Here is an 18,170-nt window from a genome sequence, read left to right on the forward strand (position 1 = left end):
GTCATGCTCGGTGGAATTCGGAGACTGGGAAAGGCGGATGAGGCTGCGGTCGCCCCGACTGTTGCCCTCTCCCTGTTCGCACTGATCGCCGCGGGCGGCATCGCCTTCGACTATGCGCGGATGGCGAGCCTCGACACGGAGCTGCAGAATGCGGCGGACCAGGCGGCGCTGGCGGCGGCGAGCCAGCTCGACGGGCAGGCCGGCGCGATCCAGCGAGCGGAGGCGGCGGCGCGCGGGCTGCTCGCCAACCAGACGCGGTTCGGGAACGATGGCGGCGGCATCAACGTCGCGGTCGACACGGCCACGGGCGCGATCGTCTTCTACGCCAACAAGGCGGACGCGGAGGCGGACACCAACAGCTTCACCGCGGTGACGGAGTTCGCCCGGGCCAAGTTCGTCAAGGTCCGGGTCGCGCCGCGCGACGCGGTCTACACGCTGACGCCGGTGGTGAGGGCCTTCCGCGCGACCATGGGCGGCGAAGCGGTGGCGGGGCTCGGCACCTCCATCTGCAAGACGCCGCCGGTGATGATCTGCAACCCGGACGAAGTGAACGCCAATTCCGACTTCGATGCCAACTCCTACCGAGGTCGCGGGCTGAAGCTGACGAGCGTGGGCGGCGGCAACGGCAGCTGGGCGCCGGGGAACTTCGGCTATCTGAACACGGGCGGCGGGTCCAACGGCGTGCCCGGGCTGCAGGAAGCGCTGGGCTGGGTCACGCCGCCCGGCGAGTGCATCGAGGCGACGGGCGTCGATACCAAGCCAGGCGCGAACACGCCGGCGACGGACGCGGTCAACACCCGCTTCGATATCTACGACAGCAATTCCAGCTGCCAGACCGGCGGCACCTGCCCCGCTTCGATCAACAGCGTCAAGGACGTGGTGCGGCCCGCAAACGCGAGCGGCAACAACGCCTGCGCGATCCACAACCAGGGCTGGCAGGAGGGAGCAGTTCCCTATTTGCCGAGCTCGGCCGCGACACCGCTGCCGACCACGGTGACGCCTACCAATATGGGTCACCCACGCGACATGTGCCACGCCTATGACGAAAGCTGCGCCAGCGGGCGGATCGGCGATGCGAAGTGGGACCGGGACGCTTACTTTCGGACGAACTATCGGCGCTCGGACGGCACTTACTGGACCAACGCCGACTGGCAGTTCAACACGGGCCTGACCGAGAATGTCGCGAAGACCCGGCCCACCCGGTACGAAGTGTACAAGTGGGAAATGGACAACCGCGACACCGTCATCGATGGGGTCACTGTCCTCGGACAGCGTCCGCCGACCGCGAGCGGGGCAACCCTGGTGTCCCACGGCAAGCCCGTCTGCAGCCCCGTGGAGGGCTATGGGAGCGGTACGGTTCCCACCGGGAACGTGGTGGATCGCCGCCGCTTCACCGTGGCGGTGGTGAACTGCACGGCCAACAGCGTGAACGGCAATTCGACCAACGTCCCGGTGCGCCGCTGGATCGATGTGTTCGTGGTCGAGCCATCGCTCAATCGCGGAGCGGACGCACGGACGATTGCCGGGACAGCCGTCAAGCGTGTCTCAACGGGCCAGGGCGACCTGTACGTCGAGATCATCGGTGAGACGAGCAGCGGCGGATCGGGCTCGACCAACGCGCAGGTGGTGCGGCGCGATGTGCCGTACCTCATCCGATGATGCTTCGCCGGCTCATCCGGTCGCGCTCCGGCGCGGCGGCGGCCGAACTGGCGCTGGTCACGCCCTTGCTGCTGATCATCATGATGGGCGCTTTCGAGGTCGGTAACTACTTCCGCGACCAGCATACGCTGACCAAGGCGGTGCGTGACGGCGCGCGGTTCGCGGCACGGCAGGAGTTCAGCAACTTCGACTGCGGCGCCGGCACGGCAAACGCGACCAATGTCGTGACGCCGACCCGCAACGTCGTCCAGACCGGGTTGCTGGCGAACGGCGGCGACCTGCTTCCGCAATGGGGCAACGCGACCTTTTCGGTCACGGTGCAGTGCTTTGCCAGCGTGACCACCGGGTCGGGCGGAGGAAGCGTCACCACCAACCTGGGTGGGATCTACAACCCCGTTGCAGGCGGCACGACCAATGCGCCGGTGGTCACGGTGGTTGCGGAGATTCCCTACCAACCGGTGCTCGGCGCGATCGGGTTCAAGGGCTGGGGCCTGATCATCCGGGCCGAGCAGCAAGCCGCGGTGATGGGCATATGAGCGCGCGCCGCCTCCTGCGCGACCGCAGCGGTGCGAGCGCGGCCGAGTTCGCGCTGGTCCTGCCGTTGCTGATCCTGCTGATCTTCGGCCTGATCGACGCGGGCCGGCTGGGCTTCGAGTACAACCAGGCGGCCAAGGCGACCCAGATCGGGGCCCGTTACCTGGCGGTCACAAACATCCTCGCGCCCGGGCTGGCGGGTAGCTACCTTGGCGTGGACCCGGATGGGGGTGGTCCGCTGGGGCCGCTGACGCAAGGCGATCGTATCCCTGCCTCTGTGCTGGGCGAAGTGCGCTGCACCAGCACCAGCTGCACCTGTCAGACTTCCCCCTGCCCGACCAACCTCGGTACCTTCAACAGCGCGAATTTCACCGCGATGGTCTCGCGCATGCGGGGCATGCGGGCGAGCATCGAGAATGCGGACGTGATCGTCAGCTATACGGGCTCCGGCCTTGGCTATGCGGGCGACCCTAATGGCATGGACCTGTCGCCTCTCGTGACTGTCTCGCTTCAGAACGTCGAATTCCGGCCTCTTTTCCTGTTCGGACTTGTGTCGTTCAATCTGCCCGACTTTCGCACCACGCTGCCCGTCGAGGACAGCAGCGGAACCGAGTCCAACTGAGGAAAGACCCGTGAGCGTCATGAACCCACACGACACTGCGAAGGTCTGGCGCCCCCAGGGACGCGAAGCCGGCGTGCACCTGTACCTGAGCGGCGCCGAGGGCGACTCGGCCGAGCTGTTCGGCGCGCGCGCCGGCGGAATGCCGCTGAGCTTCAGCCTGGTCCCGCTGACCGACTGGATCGATCCGAAGGAACTCAGTTCGGCCGCCGTCGCGGTGGTGCAGGTCGACCCCGGTACTCCGGCGTCCATCAAGCGGTTCGAGCGACTCGCCCAGGCGACCGAGACGCCGCTGATCGCGGCCGCCTACGAACCGCCGCTCGCGCTGGTCCGCAGCCTGCTGCGCAGCGGGGCGCACGACGTGCTGCCGCTCCCGCTGACGCTGGACGACCTGGAGACGTCGCTCGCGCCGCTGAGCGAGCGCGTGGCCGAAAAGGAGGTCGAGGCGTTCGCCGGAACGTCTCGGCTGGTTACCGTCATCAAGAGCCGCGGCGGGTGCGGTGCGACGTCGCTGCTGACGCAGCTGGCCTGCCGCTTCGCCCAGCATGAGGAGAAGCACGGGCGCCATGCCTGCCTGATCGACCTCGACGTGCAGTTCGGGGACGTGGCCTTCCAGCTCGGCCTCAAGCCGAAGCTGAGCGTGGGCGACCTGATCGAGGCGGGCGCGCGCCTGGACGGGGAGCTGCTCCGCTCGGTCGCGACGGTGCATCCGTCGGGCCTGGCGGTGATCGCCTCCCCGCCAGAGATGCTGCCGTTGGAGGCGCTGTCCAACGACCATGTGATCGCCATCGTGGAGCGGGCCCAGCGCGAATATGGCACGGTGTTCGTCGACCTGCCGGCCAATTGGGCGCACTGGTCGCTGTCGCTGGTTGCCCGGTCGCACCTGGTATTGCTGGTCACGGAATTGACGGTTGCCGGCCTGCACCGCGCCCGGCGGCAGATCGACCTGCTGCAGGAGCAGGGCCTCGGCAATGTCGAGCTGCGCGTCGTCGTGAACAGGTTCGAGAAGGGCCTGTTCCGCACCGTCAAGCCGGCCGACGTGGAGAAGGTCCTCGGCCGCCCGGCAAGCTACACGGTCGCGAACGAGCCGGCGGTGATGGATGCCGCCCTCGATCGCGGCGTCCTTATCGACGAGGTCAAACGCAAGAGCGCCCTCGGTCGCGATCTCGACACCCTTGATGCGGGACTTGCCGCAGCACTCGGACTGGAGCGTTAAGCCATGTGGCAGATCCGCAAACCCGACCGTCATCCGACGCCGGCCAACGAGGAACGGGTCGTCCCGCTCGAGGAACGGCGGCTGATGAACGTCGGCGACGCCGGCGCCTTCGCCAAGCGGGACCTCAACACCGAACTCAAGGTCGAACTGCACCAGCGACTGCTGGACCTCATCAACCTGTCGGCGCTGGACGGAATGTCGCGCGAGCAGGTGCAGGACGAAATTGGCGACATCGTCCAGGAGGAACTGGCCAAGCAGAAGCATGCGCTGAACCTCGCCGAGCGGCGGCAACTGGTCGACGACGTGCTCGACGAATTGCTGGGACTGGGGCCGCTGGAGCCCTTGCTCAAGGACCCGACCATCAACGACATCCTGGTGAACGGTCACGCGCGGGTGTTCGTGGAACGGTTCGGCAAGCTGGAAATGAGCGCCGCCCGCTTCAAGGACGAGCGGCACCTGCTGCGCATCATCCAGAAGATCGTGTCGGCGGTGGGCCGGCGCATCGACGAAAGCTCGCCTTTGGTAGACGCTCGCCTCGCCGACGGCAGCCGCGTGAATGCGGTGGTCCCGCCACTCGCGCTCGACGGGTCGCTGCTGTCCATCCGCAAGTTCGCCAAGGTGCCGATCTCCATGGCGCGGCTGGTCGAGATCGGCTCGATGCCCGAGCCGATCGCCGAGGTGCTCAAGGCCGTCGTCCAGTCCCGCCGCAACGTGCTGATCTCGGGCGGCACCGGGTCGGGCAAGACGACCATGCTGAACGCCATGTCGGCCTTCATCGACAATAGCGAACGCATCGTCACCATCGAGGATTCGGCCGAGCTCCAGCTGCAGCAGGACCATGTGGCCCGGCTCGAGACCCGGCCGCCGAACATCGAAGGGCGGGGCGAGATTGCCCAGCGCGACCTGGTCAAGAACGCGCTCCGCATGCGGCCCGACCGGATCATCGTCGGCGAGGTCCGTTCCGGCGAGGCGTTCGACATGCTGCAGGCGATGAACACGGGCCACGACGGATCCATGACCACCGTCCACGCCAACACGCCGCGCGACGCGCTGTCGCGGGTCGAGCAGATGATCGGCATGAGCGGCATCGACATTCCGGCGCGCTCCGCCCGGTCGCAGATCTCATCGGCCATCAACGTAGTGCTGCAACTCGCCCGGCTGTCGGACGGCCGGCGCCGCCTGATGAGCGTGTCGGAACTGAGCGGCATGGAAGGCGACGTCATCACCATGCAGGAAATCTTCCGCTTCCGGCAGACGGGCCGCTCGGCCGACGGCGCGGTGATCGGTCGGTTCGAGGCGACCGGCATCCGCCCGCGCTTCCTGGAGGATGCCATTTCCCACGGCATCAGCCTGCCCGTGGACCTGTTCCGGCCCGACCTGAGGTTCGACGCATGAACGAGACCTTCCTCCGCGTCCTGATCCTGATCCTGGTGTTCGCATCGGTGTTGCTGCTGGTCGAGACCCTGGTCCGGACCGTGTCGCGCTCCCGGTCCGAAGGGCGTGCGATCAACCTTCGCCTGCAGATGATCGGCCGCGGTGCATCGCGCACCGACACGATGAACAAGCTGCGGCGGCAGGACTTCCAACTGGCCGAGCAGGTGCCCAGCTTCCTGGAGCGGCCGGCGCGGGCGTTCGAACGGCTGCTGATGGCGGCCGGGATCACCATGCCGACCAGCCAGGTGCTGCTGTTCATGGCCATGGGACCGGCGGCGCTGATGGCGCTGATCATCGTGGTGATGATGGCGCTGGGATCGCCGATCGGGCCCGGGCGCTTGCTCCTGCTCGGGACCTTCGCGGTGGCGGTGGGATTGGCCGTGCCGCTGGTCGTGCTGCAATCCAAGGCGCAGCGGCGGCGGCGCAAGATGGAGGAACAGTTCCCCGTCGCGCTCGACGTGTTCATCCGCGGCCTGCGCGCCGGTCATCCGGTCGCGGCGGCGCTGGACCTGCTGACGGTGGAGATGCCCGATCCGATCGGCAGCCAGTTCGGCGTGGTGGTGGACGAGGTCACCTATGGCGCGGACCTGCGCGATGCGCTGTTCGCGCTGGCGGAGCGCTGGGACCTCGACGACATGCGGATGTTCGTGGTCAGCCTGTCCGTGCAGAACGAAACGGGCGGCAACCTGGCCGAGATCCTGGAAAATCTGTCCAAGGTGATCCGCGACCGGCACACCATGCTGATGAAGGTCCGCGCGCTGTCCAGCGAAGGGCGGATGACGGCCGTCATGCTGACGCTGCTGCCGATCCTCGCCTTCACGGCGCTGTTCCTGCTCAACCCCGGCTTCTACCTCGATGTGGCCGACGACGCCCTGTTCATCCCTGGCTTCGCGGTGCTCATCCTGTTGTACCTGACGGGCTATTTCACCATCCGAAAGATGGTCGACCTGAAGGTGTAACGCGATATGCTCGACCTGCTTGCCGACAATGAGATCGCCCGATTGAGCCTGCTGGCGCTGCTGTTCATGGCTGTCGCGGGGCTTGCGTTCATGGCCGTCAACCTGGTCTTCACCCGGTCGCAGACGCGCCAGCGGCTGGAGGCGGAAGGACCGGCGATCGGCGAGACGTACCGCGCGGCCTCGCTGCGCAACTCGGCCAGCGAGAGCGCCTGGGCGAAGCTGGTCGACGCGGTCGAGAAATCAGGCCTGAGCCTGACCGACAGCAAGGACCAGCAGTTGCGCCAGAAGCTGGCCGCGGCCGGGTTCACGGCGCCTTACGCACCGCGGGTCTACACCCTGGTCCGCCTGATGATGGTGGTCCTGCTGCCCACCACGGTGCTGTTCCTGCACTGGTGGTCGGGGAACAGCCCGGGCCTGGTCACCCTCTACGTCCAGGGCATGATCGCGGCGTTGATGGGGCTGTACCTGCCGTCACTGTTCGTGCGGGCCAAGGCGGACCGGCGCCAGCGCGAGCTGATCAACGGTTTTCCCGATGCCCTGGACCTGATGCTGGTCTGCGTGGAGGCGGGTCTTGGCCTCGAGGCCGCGTTCAACCGGGTCGGGCAGGAAATGGTGCAGTCGCATCCGCTGATCTCGGAGCAGCTGGGCACGGTGGTGCTGGAGCTTCGTGCCGGCCGGAGCCGCGAGGACGCGCTGCGGCGGATGGCGGACCGGGCGGAAGTGGACGAGATCCGCGCGTTTGCGACTTTGCTGATCCAGTCGGGCAAGCTGGGCTCTTCGATCGCGCAGACACTGCGCATCTATGCGAGCGAGATGCGCGAGAAGCGGCGGCTCCGCGCGGAAGAGAAAGCGCACCGGCTGCCGGTGCTGCTTTCGATCCCGCTGGTGGCCTGCATGCTGCCGGTGATGATCGGCGTGCTGATGCTGCCGGCGTTCATCCGGGTGATCCGGACGGTGCTGCCGGCGATGGGGAGCTGACACGATGAAGCGGGGGGCGATCATCCTGATGACCGGAGCAGCCATGCTGGCGCTTCCGGGCTGTGCACAGCAAGCGGAGCTGGCGATCCGCGCCAAGCCGGGCAACCTCGCGCCGGGGGAACAGCCGGTCAGCTTCCGAGTGGCCGAGGCCCGGGCGCACTTCGCGCTCGGCAATGTTGCGCTCGCGCTGGAAGGCTTCCGCAAGGCGCTGCGGGAGGATGCCGGCAGCGTCGACGCGATGAACGGGCTTGCCGCCTGTTACGACCGGATGGGGCGGTTCGACCTGTCTCGGCGCTACTACGAGATGGCACTGGCGGTCGCGCCGGGCGATCCGCGGCTCTACGCGAACCTCGCGCTGTCGCTCGACATGCAGGGCAAGCGCGAGGAGGCCGCGTCGGTCCGGGCGGAAATGGCCTCGCGGCTGGCGGCCGGGCAGTCCGCATCGGCCGCGCTGGTCGAGGTCGCCGCGGTGGAAGCGCCAGTCGTGGCCGTGGCTGCTCCGCCGGTGCTCGGCCAGCATCCGGTCGTGGCCGAGGCTCCTGCCCTGTCGGTCGGTCCAGCCCGGATCGCCGTGGCGGCGCCGGTGCTCGCTGAGCCTGAGCTCGAACCGCGAGCGGAAGTGAAGCTTGCGGAGGCTCCGCAGGTTGCCAAGCGGCAACCGCAAACCGCAGCGATGCCCGCGCCCGCACCGGCCGCAGCGAGCGTGAGCGTGGCTCTTGCGCCGGTGCGGCCCAGGGCGGAGCGGCCAGCCGGCCCGCGGCTGGAGCGCATCTCGCTTGGCGAGGTTGCCCTGGTCAGCAGCGGCCCGGTGCGCTGGAAGCCCCGCCTTGCGGAGCGCACAACCCCCACCGCGTTTGCCGACCGCGGCTCTGCACTGCGTCCTGCACCGGTCATCCGCCTGACGCTGCTCAACGCCGCGCGCAGCGAGGGTCTGGCCGCGCGCACCCGCACGCTGCTGCAGCGGCGGGGCTATGCACCGCAGCGGATCGTGATCGGCAATGCGCCGGCGGTTCAGCGCGCGTCCGTGATCCTCTATCCCACGGGACGGCGCTCGGAGGCCGCTCGGCTGGCCAGCCAGTTCGGCTTTGCGCTTCGCCATCGGCCCGGAACCGGCACGGGGCTGGTGGTCCTGCTGGGCCGGGATGCCGCCGCCGTCCTGAGCCGCCGCCGGGGATGATGCTGCTGCTGGCCGCGCTCGCCGGGGCCATCGCCACTCCCAGCCTCGACGAGGCGACCCGCGCCCTTGCCGCCGGACGGCCCGAGCAGGCGCGGCAGATGATCGCCAGTGCGGTCGCCAGTGGAGCAAGCGGACCGGCGGTCGACCGGCTGCTCGCCGACCTCGCGTTTCAAGAGGGTGACTGGGTTCGCGCATCCGCCGGCTATGCGGCGCTGCTCCCGGCGCGCCCGTCCGACGCGCACCTGCTTCAGCAAGCGGGAATTGCGGCACTTCACATGAACCGGTCGGGTGAGGCCACGATGTTGCTGGACAAGGCCGTAGCGCAGCCGGGCGCGGGTTGGCGCGCCTGGAATGCGCGGGCGGTTGCGGCCGATCGGCAGAAGGACTGGGGAATCGCGGACCGGGCTTATGCGCAGGCCCTGAAGGTGTCGCCCGACAATCCGCAGCTGCTGAATAATCGTGGCTGGTCGATGCTGCTCCGCGGGGAATGGAGCGCAGCGGTCGGCTTTCTCGAACGGGCGGCGGCGCTCACCCCTGAGGATGCGAAGATCGCTGCCAACCTTGACCTGGCGCGGTCCGCCGTGGCCGAGTCCCTGCCGGCTCGTCGCCCCGGCGAGAGCGACGGCGACTGGGCGGCCCGCCTCAACGATGCAGGAGTGATCGCTTTCCGGCGCGGGGACCGGCAAAAAGCCATTGCAGCTTTCGCCCAAGCGCTGGAAACAAGCGACCGCTGGTTCGCGCGCGCGGCCAACAACCTCGCGTATGTGGAGTCGAAGAAATGAATCTTGCCGCGCTCGCCCCGCAATGGGCGGTCCTGCTCCTGATGGCGCTGCTCGCGCTCGCCGCGCTGCAGGATTCAATCCAGCTCAAGATTTCCAACCTGATCTGCGGCGCGGTGCTCCTGCTGGCGATCGTGGTGGTCGTGCTGACCGGTTTTCGCCTGGACCTGTGGCAGAACTTCCTGGTGTTCGCCGCGACATTGACGGTCGGCACCATGCTGTTCAGCGCAGGCAAGCTGGGCGGGGGCGACGTCAAGCTGTTCGCCTGCACGGTCTTCTGGTTCGATTTCGGCGGCGCGATGTGGCTGCTGCTGTCGGTCGCGATCGCGGGCGGGGTCCTGGCGATGTTCATCATCGCGCTGCGCTCGTTCGGGTGGAGCGAGGCGATGCAGCAGCGCGCCGTGATCCTGCGTCGGAAAGCCGGCATCCCCTACGGCGTCGCGATCGCGGCCGGCGCGCTGTTGACCGTCAGCACGGTGGGCCCGCACCAGCCAGTCGATCCGCGCACCAACTGGAGCGCGGTTCCGGGGCAAAGGTGACCGCTTATCGCGCGCCGCTCTTCGCGCTGCTGCTGATCGCCGCACCGGCCGGAGCGCAGGTGCTGGCCGCAGGGGGTTCCTGGGCGGCACTCCAGCGTCCCGGCGGCACTTGCGAGGCGGTCGCCCGGAGCGAGTTGCTGGCGCCCAAAGGCGAGGAGCAGGCGCGGGTCGCCATCGCCTTCGACCGGTCGGGCCGACGCCACGGGCAGCTGCATGCCCGACTGAGCCGGCCGGCGCGGGGCGGCGCTCATGCCATGCTGACGATCGGCACCGACCAATTCCTGCTCGTCACCCGCGGGTCCGATGCCTGGAGCCGTGGTCCGGCGCAGGAGCAGGCGATCATCGCCAGTCTGCGACGCGCCCCGAGGATGCGGTTGCAGTGGCAGGGCGCGGGCGGCCGGCGCTACACGGATTATTACCTTCTGGCGGGCGCGGCGACGGCGATCGATGCCGCCGCCATCGGCTGCGCCCCACCGCGCTGAGACGGCGACTGGAAAAAGGCCGCATTTGTCATTACATGGCAGCCTCCCATGAGCGCTGACACCACCCTGATGCCGATCCCCGGCCCGATCGACCCTGTGCCCGTTCCGCGGCCGACCACGCCGCGTGCCGACGGCAGGCAAGAGCTGGTCGGCCTTTCGAAGGACGGCATCCGTGCCGCGCTGGAGGCTGCTGGGCTGGAGCCGCGGCAGGCCAAGCTGCGCGCCAAGCAGCTCTGGCACTGGATCTACAATCGCGGGGTCACCGATTTCTCGCTGATGACCGACATCGCCAAGGCGCAGCAGCCTTGGCTGGCGGAGCGCTTCACCATCGCTCGTCCCGGCGTGGTCGAGGCGCAGGTGTCGACCGACGGCACGCGCAAGTGGCTCCTCAAGACGCACGACGGCCACGATTTCGAGATGGTGTTCATCCCGGACGCGGATCGCGGCACCCTTTGCGTGTCGAGCCAGGTCGGCTGCACCCTCAACTGCCGCTTCTGCCATACCGGCACCATGCGCCTCGTCCGCAACCTGGAGCCGCACGAGATCGTCGGTCAGGTCATGCTCGCCCGCGATGCGCTGGGCGAGTGGCCGAGCCAGCCGGAAGGCCGCATGCTGACCAACATCGTCATGATGGGCATGGGCGAGCCGCTCTATAATTTCGACAATGTCCGCGACGCGCTGAAGATCGTGATGGACGGCGATGGCCTCGGCCTGTCCAAGCGTAGGATCACTCTGTCCACGTCCGGCGTGGTGCCGATGATGGAGCGCTGCGGGGACGAGATCGGGGTCAATCTGGCGGTGTCGCTGCACGCGGTGACCAAGGAAATCCGCGACGAGATCGTGCCGCTCAATCGCAAGTACGGCATCGAGGAGCTGCTGCAGGCCTGCGCCGATTATCCGGGCGCCAACAATGCGCGGCGCATCACCTTTGAGTACGTCATGCTCAAGGACAAGAACGACAGCGACGAGCATGCGCGCGAGCTGGTGCGGCTGATCCGTCATTACCGCCTGCCGGCCAAGGTGAACCTCATTCCGTTCAACCCCTGGCCTGGCGCGCCATACGAATGCTCGACGCCGGAGCGCATCCGGGCATTCAGCAACATCATCTTCGAGGCGGGCATCTCGGCACCGGTACGGACGCCGCGCGGGCGCGATATCGACGCGGCCTGTGGCCAGCTGAAGACGGCCGCGGAGAAGAAGCGGCGCAGCGAGCTGGACGCGGAGCGGGCGGGCTAAGCAACCCTCGTCATCCCCGCCCTCGCGGGAGTGACGGGTTGAGGAGCATTGGGCGGTTCCCCACGTTGTAGGGACATGGCCTCCCTCGCGCCCCCTGCCGAAGCCCTGCGCCGTCGCATCGCGGGCGAGGTGGTGGCGTTCTTCAACGATGCGGAACGCGGGCAGGAGCCGATCAAGTCCTCGCCCGACGCGCTCTGCCCGCCCGGCGGGGTGGCGTGGCGGGTGCATGGGGATGTCACCTCCATGATGGTCGGCGGCATTGCGGCGCTGCTGCTGCAGATGCTGCACCCCAAGGCGCTTGCCGGCGTGTGGGACCACAGCGACTTCCAGCACAATATGCACGGGCGGCTGCGCAACACGGCGCGGTTCATCGCGGTGACCACCTATGGCGCCCGGATCGATGCGAAGGCGGCGATCGATCGGGTGCGCCGAATCCACGACCATGTCCACGGCACTTTGCCCGACGGAACGCCCTACGACGCTAACGACCCCCGGCTGCTCGCCTGGGTGCACGTCGCCGGTTCGGCCATGTTTCTCGACGGCTGGGTCCGTTACGGCGAGCCGGCAATGAGCCTGACGGACATGGACCGATATTGGGCGGAGGTCGCGCCGATCGCACGGAAGCTAGGCGCGGACCCGGTGCCGGTGACCACGGCCGAGGCAGCGCGGCTGCTGCGCAGCTTCCAGCCGGAGCTGGTCGGGGACGAGCGGACGGCAACAGTACAGAACCTCATCCTCCGGAAGGCTCCGGACAAGCTGCGGACCTTGCCGATCCAGGCGCTGCTGATGCAGTCGGCCGTGGACCTGCTGCCGGACTGGGCGCGGCGCATGCATGGGCTGCGCTCCTCGGGTTTCGGACGGCCGGCGCTGGGCGCGGCGACGCTGGGCCTTGCCGGCACTTTGCGCTGGGCGCTCAACCCGCGCTAGGCTCCTCCTCCGAAGGGAGGGCAAGTCCGATGCGTCTGCTGGGCAGCTTACTCGATCAGGCACTGCCGGACGGCCGGCTGACCGTGATCACGCCGACGGGCCAGTCCACTTACGGCCGCGGAGGCAAGCATCTGACCGTGCGGCTGCATGACCGGCGTGCACTGCTCGACATCCTCCGCAACCCGCGGCTGAAGGTGGGCGAGGCCTACATGGACGGGCGCCTGACGGTGGAGGATGGCAGCATCCTCGATCTGCTGGAGTTGGTCGTCGGCGCCAACCCGTTCGAGCGCGGAGGGCACAAGGGCAAGCTCAGAAAGGGCAAACTCGGGCCGATCAAGCGGCTGCTCCGTCGCAACCCGGCCAAGCGAGCGAAGCGGAACGTCGCGCACCATTACGACCTCGACGGGCGGCTCTACCGGCTCTTCCTGGACCCGGACCTGCAGTATAGCTGCGCCTACTTCCGCGATCCGGCGAACAGCCTGGAACAGGCGCAGGCGGACAAGAAGGCGCATATCGCGGCCAAGCTGCACCTGAAGCCGGGTCAGCGCGTGCTGGATATCGGCTGCGGCTGGGGCGGCATGGCGCTCTATCTCAACCGGGTGGCGGACGTGGAGGTGCTGGGCGTCACCCTGTCGGAGGAGCAGCTGAGGGTGGCTCGCCAGCGCGCCGCCGAGGCGGGCGTCGCAGACCGGGTCCGGTTCGAGCTCATCGACTATCGCCACGCCACGGGACGGTTCGACCGGATCGTGTCGGTCGGCATGTTCGAGCATGTCGGCGCGGCGCACTATCGCGAGTTCTTCGGCAAGTGCCGCGAGCTCCTGACGGACGACGGGGTGATGCTGCTGCACACCATCGGCAAGTATGGCAAGGCCGGTGCGCCCGACCCGTTCACGGACAAGTGGATCTTCCCGGGCTATCACCTGCCGAGCCTCAGCCAGATGAGCGAGGCGGCGGAGGCGGTGCGGCTGATCACGACGGACGTCGAGACGCTGCGGCTGCATTATGCCTATACGTTGCGCCACTGGCTGGCGAACTGCCATGCGCACCGGCGCGAGATCGAGGCGCTGTACGACGCGCGCTTCTTCCGCATGTGGGAGTTCTACCTGGCGGGCGGGATCGTCGCCTTCGAGAATGGCGCGATGAACAATTTCCAGGTGCAATATGTGCGCGACCGAAGGGCCCTGCCGATCACCCGCGACTACATGATGGAAGCGGAGGAGCGGTATCGTGCTGCCCCTCCGCCAGTGGCCTAGCGGCTGCCTTTCACCGCGCCTGCGGCATGCCGCATGTGCTGGCGTTCTTCACGGCTGACCGTTCCGTCGCGGTTGGTGTCGACCATGTCGAAGTGGCGCGATGCAGCGGCCGTGGCCTCCTGAAGCGTCAGGCGACCGTCGCGATTGCCGTCCGCCATGTCGAACATCCGCCCGGCAAGCGCCATCCGGCCGATGCCGGCGCGCTGGGTGCCGCCATCCGTCCGGCGCGCCTGGCGCTGCGCACGATGCGCGTCGAACTCCTGACGCGAGATGGAGCCGTCACGGTTGCTGTCGATCCGGTCGAAGGCGGCGGCGCCCCGCTCGCCCCGGCGGGCCTGGCGCTGCGCACGCCACTCGCTCCGCACCGCCTCCGCTTCCGCCCGGGTGATCGAGCCGTCGCGATTGGCGTCGGCCCGCGTGAACATCGTCTGCACATGCCGCAGCATTTCGGCCTTGGTGTGGCCGGCGTCGCGAGGGCCACCGGCCGGGACCTGCGCCAGCGCCGCGGATGCCGCGATCGCAGCCAGACCGAGGCCGCCGATCAGATGCTTGGTCATGAGTGTGTCTCCGGGATAAGGTTGGAGGAGAATTAACAGCTTACGCCTTTCTTCCGCTTGAACGGCGTCGTCATCCGGTTGAAAGCGCCCGCCGCGAGTGGCAGAGCAGCGGCGCGGCATGAAGGGGCAGGGCGTGACAGGCGAGAGGACATGGTGATCGTCCCCGCCGCGCCCGAGTCCCCGCCGGGACCGCGCCCATGGTGGGAGACGCGCTGGTTCGTCGCGGCTATGATCCTGCTTTCGGCAGTGCCGCTGCTCTATCCGCCCATCCCGCCCTTGGTCGACATGATGGGCCACATGGCTCGTTATCGGGTCGAGCTGGACCTCGGCCAGTCGCCGGAGCTGCAGCGCTACTTCGGCTACAACTGGGCTGTGATCGGCAATTTGGGCGTCGACCTGCTGGTCTGGCCGCTCGGCAAACTGCTGGGCCTTGAACTAGCCACCAAGCTCATCGTCATCTCCATTCCGGTGATGACCGTCGCGGGCTTCCTGTGGGTGGCGCGCGAAGTGCACCACCGGCTGCCGCCGACCGTCGCCTTCGCCCTGCCGTTCGCCTACGGGCACCACTTCCTGTTCGGCTTCGTCAACTATGCCTTGGCGATGGCCCTCGCCTTCCTGGCGTTCGGCCTGTGGCTGCGGCTGGGCCGGCTGGGCAAGTTCCGGCTGCGCGCCCTGCTGTTCGTGCCGATCAGCATCATCGTGTGGGTCGCGCATGCCTTCGGCTGGGGCATGCTGGGCCTCCTGTGCTTCTCCGCCGAGGCCGTCCGCCAGCACGACGGGGGCCGGACCTGGTGGAAGGCCGGGCTTGGCGCCGCGGCGCAGGCCTTGGTCCTGGCGCTGCCACTGCTGCTGATGCTGGCGTGGCGCGAGAACAGCGGCGGCTTCACCGGCGACTGGTTCGACTGGAAAACCAAGTGGATGTGGGTCAAATCCGCGCTCCGCGACCGTTGGTACGTCTATGATCTCGCGTCCGTCGCAATCCTGGGCGCGGTGTTCCTGTTCGCGCTGATCCACCCCCGGCTGACCATCTCCCGAATGCTGAGCTTCACTGCACTGGTGTTGCTGGCGGCATTTGTCCTCCTGCCCCGGATCATCTTCGGGTCCGCTTATGCCGACATGCGGCTGATGCCGTTCCTGCTGGCGGTCGCGGTGCTCGGCATCCGCTTCAAGTCGGAGACGGTGCTTCCGCTGGCCCGCGTGCTGGCGGTGCTGGCCGTCGGCTTCATGCTGATGCGCACCGCGACCGTCACCACCAGCCTCGGAATGGCCGCCAACGATCATCGCGCAAAGCTTCAGGCGCTCCAGCATGTGCCGCGGGGCGCGCCGGTCGCAACCTTCGTCGGCGCGCGATGCGGCTGGCGCTGGGCGCTGCCCCGCAACGACCACCTCGGCGGAATGGTCGTGGTGCGGCGGAACGGCTTTTCCAACAACCAGTGGTTCATGCAGGGGGGCAACCTGCTGGAGATCAACCACCCAGCTGCCGGCCGGTTCGCCTTCGATCCGTCGCAGCGCATCCGTCCGCGGCAGTGCGAGAACCGCGAGAACTGGTCCATCGACCGCTCGCTGGTCCAGCTTCCGCGCGAAGCGTTCGACTATCTGTGGCTGGTCGATCCGCCGCCCTTCGATCCGGCCTTGCTTGGGGATGCGCAGAAGGTCTGGGAAGGCGGGAACAGCAGCCTCTATCGGCTGGGTTCCGGCCGCGCTAGGTAAGTGACCCATGACCGCGCTGTCGATTGTCGTTCCCTGCTACAACGAGGAAGCCTGCCTGGAGCTGCTGCACGCCAGGCTGTCTGCCGCCGCCCAGAAGAGCGTTGGATCGGACTATGAGATCGTGCTCATCAACGACGGCTCGAGGGACGGCAGCTGGCCCATCATGCAGCGCCTCAGTCGGGAGGACCCGCACCTCGTCGCGCTCGACCTGTCTCGCAACCATGGGCACCAGCTGGCGCTGACCGCGGGACTGGACCTGTGCCGGGGCGACCGAATCCTGATCATCGATGCCGACCTGCAGGATCCGCCGGAACTGCTCGCCCCGATGCTGGAGGTGATGGAGCGGGAGCAGGCCGACGTCGTCTATGGCGTTCGCCGGAGCCGCGCCGGCGAGACCCGCTTCAAGCGCGCCACCGCCCATGCCTTCTACCGGCTGCTGGCGCGCGCGACGGAGATCGACATTCCCGTAGATGCCGGCGACTTCCGGCTGATGAGCCGGCGCGCGTTGAACGCGCTGCTCGCCATGCCGGAGCAGGCCCGCTTCATCCGCGGCATGGTCGCCTGGATCGGCTTCCGCCAGGTGCCGTTTCAGTACGACCGCGCCGAACGGGCGGCGGGCGAGACCAAATATCCGCTGCGCAAGATGCTTCGCTTCGCCTTCGACGCGCTGACCGGCTTCTCCTCCGCACCGCTGAAGCTTGCCAGTCACTTCGGCCTGCTGTTGTCGGCGGGATCGCTGCTGATCGTCCTCTACATCCTCTACGCGTTCGCAACCGGGCAGAGCATCCAGGGCTGGACCTCGCTGATGCTGGTGGTGGTGATCCTGGGCGCGGTGCAGATGTTCGTGCTGGCGATGATGGGTGAATATCTCGGGCGCCTGTACAGCCAGGCAAAGAACCGGCCGCTGTACATCGTGCAGGAGATTGCCGGCCCGGGTCAGCGGACCGGGCGGCTGGGTCAGGTGGCGGACGCGATGGCGAAGAGCGACAGGCCGGGCGTCAGGGAAACCCTGCCGATCAAGTGACGCTCCAGCGCGAAAGCGCGTTCCAGCGCGGTGTTGAAGGGCGCCGGCGGAAGCTTGTCGTCGCTGTCGTCCTTGCCGGTGATCCTGCCGGCCAGTCGAGCGGCGACCGCGACCGGGAACAACAGACTGTTCAGATAGCCGATCGCTTCCAGCTTCAGCGGTGAGGCGTCGACCAAGGCCTTGAGCTGGCGCTTCGAGTAGCGGCGATGGTGATGGTTCACGACGTCGTGCGCCGACCACATCCACTGGTGTGCGGGAACCGTCATCAGGAAGCGGGCGCCGGGCTTCAAGCGGCGGGCGATGCTGGCGAGGGCAGCGGCGTCATCCTCGATATGCTCGATGACGTCGAGAGAGGCGATCATGTCGAACGCGCGTTCCGGCACGCCCGTCAGGTCGGGCAGGGGAGCGGAGCCGACCGGGCGGCCCAGCCGCTGCTCCGCCACCGCCCGCGCGGCGGGGTCCACCTCGATCGCCTCGACATCCCCGAACTGACCAAGCATGGCGAGGTTGTGCCCGGTGCCGCAGCCGATCTCCAGGATGCGCGCGCCTGCGGGCGGCCGGACCCGGCGGCGGATGAGGGCGGCCAGCACCTCGCGCCGGGCCCGGTACCACCAATGCTGCTGGTCGAGTTCCGCCATGCGGTCGTAGACGATGCGTTCCATCAGGCGAACACCCACAGGCGGTTGAGGAGGTAGGTGGCAAAGGGCGTCACCAGCACGGCGGGGACCAGCGGCCACCAGGTTGGCCCGCCGAGCACGTCCGTGCAGACCCAAGTGAAGGTGGCGTTCAGGACGAAGCCGAAGGTCTGCACGCCCAAAAACTGCAGCTTGGTCCGGCGGTCCTCGACCTTGCCATGGCCCTTAAAGCTCCACCGGCTGTGCAAGAAGAAGCCGACCGTCACCGCCACCCCAAAAGCGATCACCACCGCGAACACCGGCCACATGACGTAAGTGGCGAGCGGCCAGTAGATCACCGAATACAGAACCGTCAGGGCGAGACCGACCATCCCGAAGCGGACAATCTGGCTTACCGTTTCGCGGTGCTGGGGAGGCAAGGTCGACAACATGGGTTCACCTTGCCCTTTAGC

19 protein-coding genes are annotated in these 18,170 nt (G+C 67.9%); 16 read left to right on the forward strand and 3 right to left on the reverse strand.

Going from position 1 to position 18,170, the window contains the following annotated elements:
• Positions 1–3: 3 nt before the first annotated feature.
• The 14 genes from JT720_RS04665 (at position 4) to JT720_RS04730 (ending at position 13,792) form a co-directional block, all read left to right on the forward strand.
• On the forward strand, positions 4–1,659 hold the full coding sequence (locus JT720_RS04665; RefSeq protein WP_205479699.1) for a pilus assembly protein TadG-related protein: 1,656 nt from the start codon (positions 4–6) through the stop codon (positions 1,657–1,659).
• Positions 1,656–2,195, forward strand: coding sequence for a TadE/TadG family type IV pilus assembly protein (locus JT720_RS04670; protein WP_205479701.1), 540 nt, complete (start codon positions 1,656–1,658; stop codon positions 2,193–2,195). The genes JT720_RS04665 and JT720_RS04670 overlap by 4 nt, the downstream gene beginning before the upstream one ends.
• Positions 2,192–2,815 carry a TadE/TadG family type IV pilus assembly protein gene (locus tag JT720_RS04675; RefSeq protein ID WP_205479702.1) on the forward strand — a complete coding sequence of 208 codons (624 nt, stop codon included), beginning with the start codon at positions 2,192–2,194 and terminating at the stop codon, positions 2,813–2,815. Before JT720_RS04670 ends, JT720_RS04675 begins: the two co-directional genes overlap by 4 nt.
• 10 nt (positions 2,816–2,825) lie before the next feature.
• Positions 2,826–4,028 carry a CpaE/TadZ family protein gene (locus JT720_RS04680; RefSeq protein WP_205479703.1) on the forward strand — a complete coding sequence of 401 codons (1,203 nt, stop codon included), beginning with the start codon at positions 2,826–2,828 and terminating at the stop codon, positions 4,026–4,028.
• Positions 4,029–4,112: 84 nt separating this feature from the next.
• Positions 4,113–5,423, forward strand: a complete 1,311-nt coding sequence (locus JT720_RS04685; protein WP_205480176.1) for an ATPase, T2SS/T4P/T4SS family — start codon at positions 4,113–4,115, stop codon at positions 5,421–5,423.
• Complete coding sequence (locus JT720_RS04690; protein WP_205479704.1) at positions 5,420–6,421, forward strand: type II secretion system F family protein; 1,002 nt, start codon at positions 5,420–5,422, stop codon at positions 6,419–6,421. Before JT720_RS04685 ends, JT720_RS04690 begins: the two co-directional genes overlap by 4 nt.
• Positions 6,422–6,427: 6 nt before the next feature.
• Entirely contained in the window at positions 6,428–7,399 is a 972-nt protein-coding gene (locus JT720_RS04695) for a type II secretion system F family protein (RefSeq protein ID WP_205479705.1), read from the forward strand.
• 4 nt (positions 7,400–7,403) lie between these two features.
• On the forward strand, positions 7,404–8,576 hold the full coding sequence (locus JT720_RS04700) for a LytR C-terminal domain-containing protein (RefSeq protein ID WP_205479706.1): 1,173 nt from the start codon (positions 7,404–7,406) through the stop codon (positions 8,574–8,576).
• Entirely contained in the window at positions 8,573–9,358 is a 786-nt protein-coding gene (locus JT720_RS04705; protein ID WP_205479707.1) for a tetratricopeptide repeat protein, read from the forward strand. Before JT720_RS04700 ends, JT720_RS04705 begins: the two co-directional genes overlap by 4 nt.
• Positions 9,359–9,399: 41 nt before the next feature.
• Positions 9,400–9,894: an A24 family peptidase gene (locus JT720_RS04710; RefSeq protein ID WP_205479708.1), complete on the forward strand. Its 495-nt coding sequence runs from the start codon at positions 9,400–9,402 to the stop codon at positions 9,892–9,894.
• Positions 9,891–10,376: a hypothetical protein gene (locus JT720_RS04715; RefSeq protein ID WP_205479710.1), complete on the forward strand. Its 486-nt coding sequence runs from the start codon at positions 9,891–9,893 to the stop codon at positions 10,374–10,376. Before JT720_RS04710 ends, JT720_RS04715 begins: the two co-directional genes overlap by 4 nt.
• A 69-nt stretch (positions 10,377–10,445) precedes the next feature.
• On the forward strand, positions 10,446–11,612 hold the full coding sequence (rlmN, locus tag JT720_RS04720; protein ID WP_205480178.1) for a dual-specificity RNA methyltransferase RlmN: 1,167 nt from the start codon (positions 10,446–10,448) through the stop codon (positions 11,610–11,612).
• A gap of 75 nt (positions 11,613–11,687) precedes the next feature.
• Positions 11,688–12,539, forward strand: coding sequence for an oxygenase MpaB family protein (locus JT720_RS04725; RefSeq protein WP_205479712.1), 852 nt, complete (start codon positions 11,688–11,690; stop codon positions 12,537–12,539).
• A 29-nt stretch (positions 12,540–12,568) separates the two neighbouring features.
• Positions 12,569–13,792 (forward strand): SAM-dependent methyltransferase, encoded by a 1,224-nt coding sequence (locus JT720_RS04730; RefSeq protein WP_205479714.1) that lies wholly within the window; start codon positions 12,569–12,571, stop codon positions 13,790–13,792.
• Here JT720_RS04730 and JT720_RS04735 read toward each other — a convergent pair.
• Complete coding sequence (locus JT720_RS04735) at positions 13,789–14,349, reverse strand: EF-hand domain-containing protein (protein WP_205479716.1); 561 nt, start codon at positions 14,347–14,349, stop codon at positions 13,789–13,791. The genes JT720_RS04730 and JT720_RS04735 overlap by 4 nt on opposite strands.
• 150 nt (positions 14,350–14,499) lie before the next feature.
• Here JT720_RS04735 and JT720_RS04740 point away from each other — a divergent pair, with 150 nt between their 5' ends.
• Together JT720_RS04740 and JT720_RS04745 are read left to right on the forward strand one after the other, a co-directional pair.
• Entirely contained in the window at positions 14,500–16,059 is a 1,560-nt protein-coding gene (locus JT720_RS04740; protein WP_205479717.1) for a hypothetical protein, read from the forward strand.
• A 7-nt stretch (positions 16,060–16,066) separates the two neighbouring features.
• Positions 16,067–17,083: a glycosyltransferase family 2 protein gene (locus JT720_RS04745; RefSeq protein ID WP_205479718.1), complete on the forward strand. Its 1,017-nt coding sequence runs from the start codon at positions 16,067–16,069 to the stop codon at positions 17,081–17,083.
• On the opposite strand, the gene JT720_RS04750 is transcribed toward JT720_RS04745, so the two are convergent.
• Positions 17,017–17,745 carry a class I SAM-dependent methyltransferase gene (locus tag JT720_RS04750; protein ID WP_205479719.1) on the reverse strand — a complete coding sequence of 243 codons (729 nt, stop codon included), beginning with the start codon at positions 17,743–17,745 and terminating at the stop codon, positions 17,017–17,019. The genes JT720_RS04745 and JT720_RS04750 overlap by 67 nt on opposite strands.
• A complete protein-coding gene (locus JT720_RS04755; protein WP_205479720.1) occupies positions 17,745–18,149 on the reverse strand; it encodes a GtrA family protein in 405 nt (134 codons plus the stop codon). The genes JT720_RS04750 and JT720_RS04755 overlap by 1 nt, the downstream gene beginning before the upstream one ends.
• Between the last annotated feature and the right edge of the window lie 21 nt (positions 18,150–18,170).

This window comes from Sphingomonas arenae (assembly GCF_016924655.1).
In the GTDB taxonomy this organism is placed as follows: Bacteria; Pseudomonadota; Alphaproteobacteria; order Sphingomonadales; family Sphingomonadaceae; genus Sphingomicrobium; species Sphingomicrobium arenae.

What these genes read in the sequence shown, in the direction of transcription:
- JT720_RS04725 (WP_205479712.1), top strand. Translation starts at nt 11,688, where the DNA reads ATGGCCTCCCTCGCGCCCCCTGCCGAAGCCCTGCGCCGTCGCATCGCG.
- JT720_RS04705 (WP_205479707.1), top strand. Translation starts at nt 8,573, where the DNA reads ATGATGCTGCTGCTGGCCGCGCTCGCCGGGGCCATCGCCACTCCCAGC.
- JT720_RS04700 (WP_205479706.1), top strand. Translation starts at nt 7,404, where the DNA reads ATGAAGCGGGGGGCGATCATCCTGATGACCGGAGCAGCCATGCTGGCG.
- JT720_RS04730 (WP_205479714.1), top strand. Translation starts at nt 12,569, where the DNA reads ATGCGTCTGCTGGGCAGCTTACTCGATCAGGCACTGCCGGACGGCCGG.
- JT720_RS04670 (WP_205479701.1), top strand. Translation starts at nt 1,656, where the DNA reads ATGATGCTTCGCCGGCTCATCCGGTCGCGCTCCGGCGCGGCGGCGGCC.
- JT720_RS04665 (WP_205479699.1), top strand. Translation starts at nt 4, where the DNA reads ATGCTCGGTGGAATTCGGAGACTGGGAAAGGCGGATGAGGCTGCGGTC.
- rlmN (WP_205480178.1), top strand. Translation starts at nt 10,446, where the DNA reads ATGCCGATCCCCGGCCCGATCGACCCTGTGCCCGTTCCGCGGCCGACC.
- JT720_RS04710 (WP_205479708.1), top strand. Translation starts at nt 9,400, where the DNA reads ATGGCGCTGCTCGCGCTCGCCGCGCTGCAGGATTCAATCCAGCTCAAG.
- JT720_RS04755 (WP_205479720.1), bottom strand. Translation starts at nt 18,149, where the DNA reads ATGTTGTCGACCTTGCCTCCCCAGCACCGCGAAACGGTAAGCCAGATT.
- JT720_RS04695 (WP_205479705.1), top strand. Translation starts at nt 6,428, where the DNA reads ATGCTCGACCTGCTTGCCGACAATGAGATCGCCCGATTGAGCCTGCTG.
- JT720_RS04750 (WP_205479719.1), bottom strand. Translation starts at nt 17,745, where the DNA reads ATGGAACGCATCGTCTACGACCGCATGGCGGAACTCGACCAGCAGCAT.
- JT720_RS04745 (WP_205479718.1), top strand. Translation starts at nt 16,067, where the DNA reads ATGACCGCGCTGTCGATTGTCGTTCCCTGCTACAACGAGGAAGCCTGC.
- JT720_RS04690 (WP_205479704.1), top strand. Translation starts at nt 5,420, where the DNA reads ATGAACGAGACCTTCCTCCGCGTCCTGATCCTGATCCTGGTGTTCGCA.
- JT720_RS04675 (WP_205479702.1), top strand. Translation starts at nt 2,192, where the DNA reads ATGAGCGCGCGCCGCCTCCTGCGCGACCGCAGCGGTGCGAGCGCGGCC.
- JT720_RS04685 (WP_205480176.1), top strand. Translation starts at nt 4,113, where the DNA reads ATGAACGTCGGCGACGCCGGCGCCTTCGCCAAGCGGGACCTCAACACC.
- JT720_RS04735 (WP_205479716.1), bottom strand. Translation starts at nt 14,349, where the DNA reads ATGACCAAGCATCTGATCGGCGGCCTCGGTCTGGCTGCGATCGCGGCA.
- JT720_RS04740 (WP_205479717.1), top strand. Translation starts at nt 14,500, where the DNA reads ATGGTGATCGTCCCCGCCGCGCCCGAGTCCCCGCCGGGACCGCGCCCA.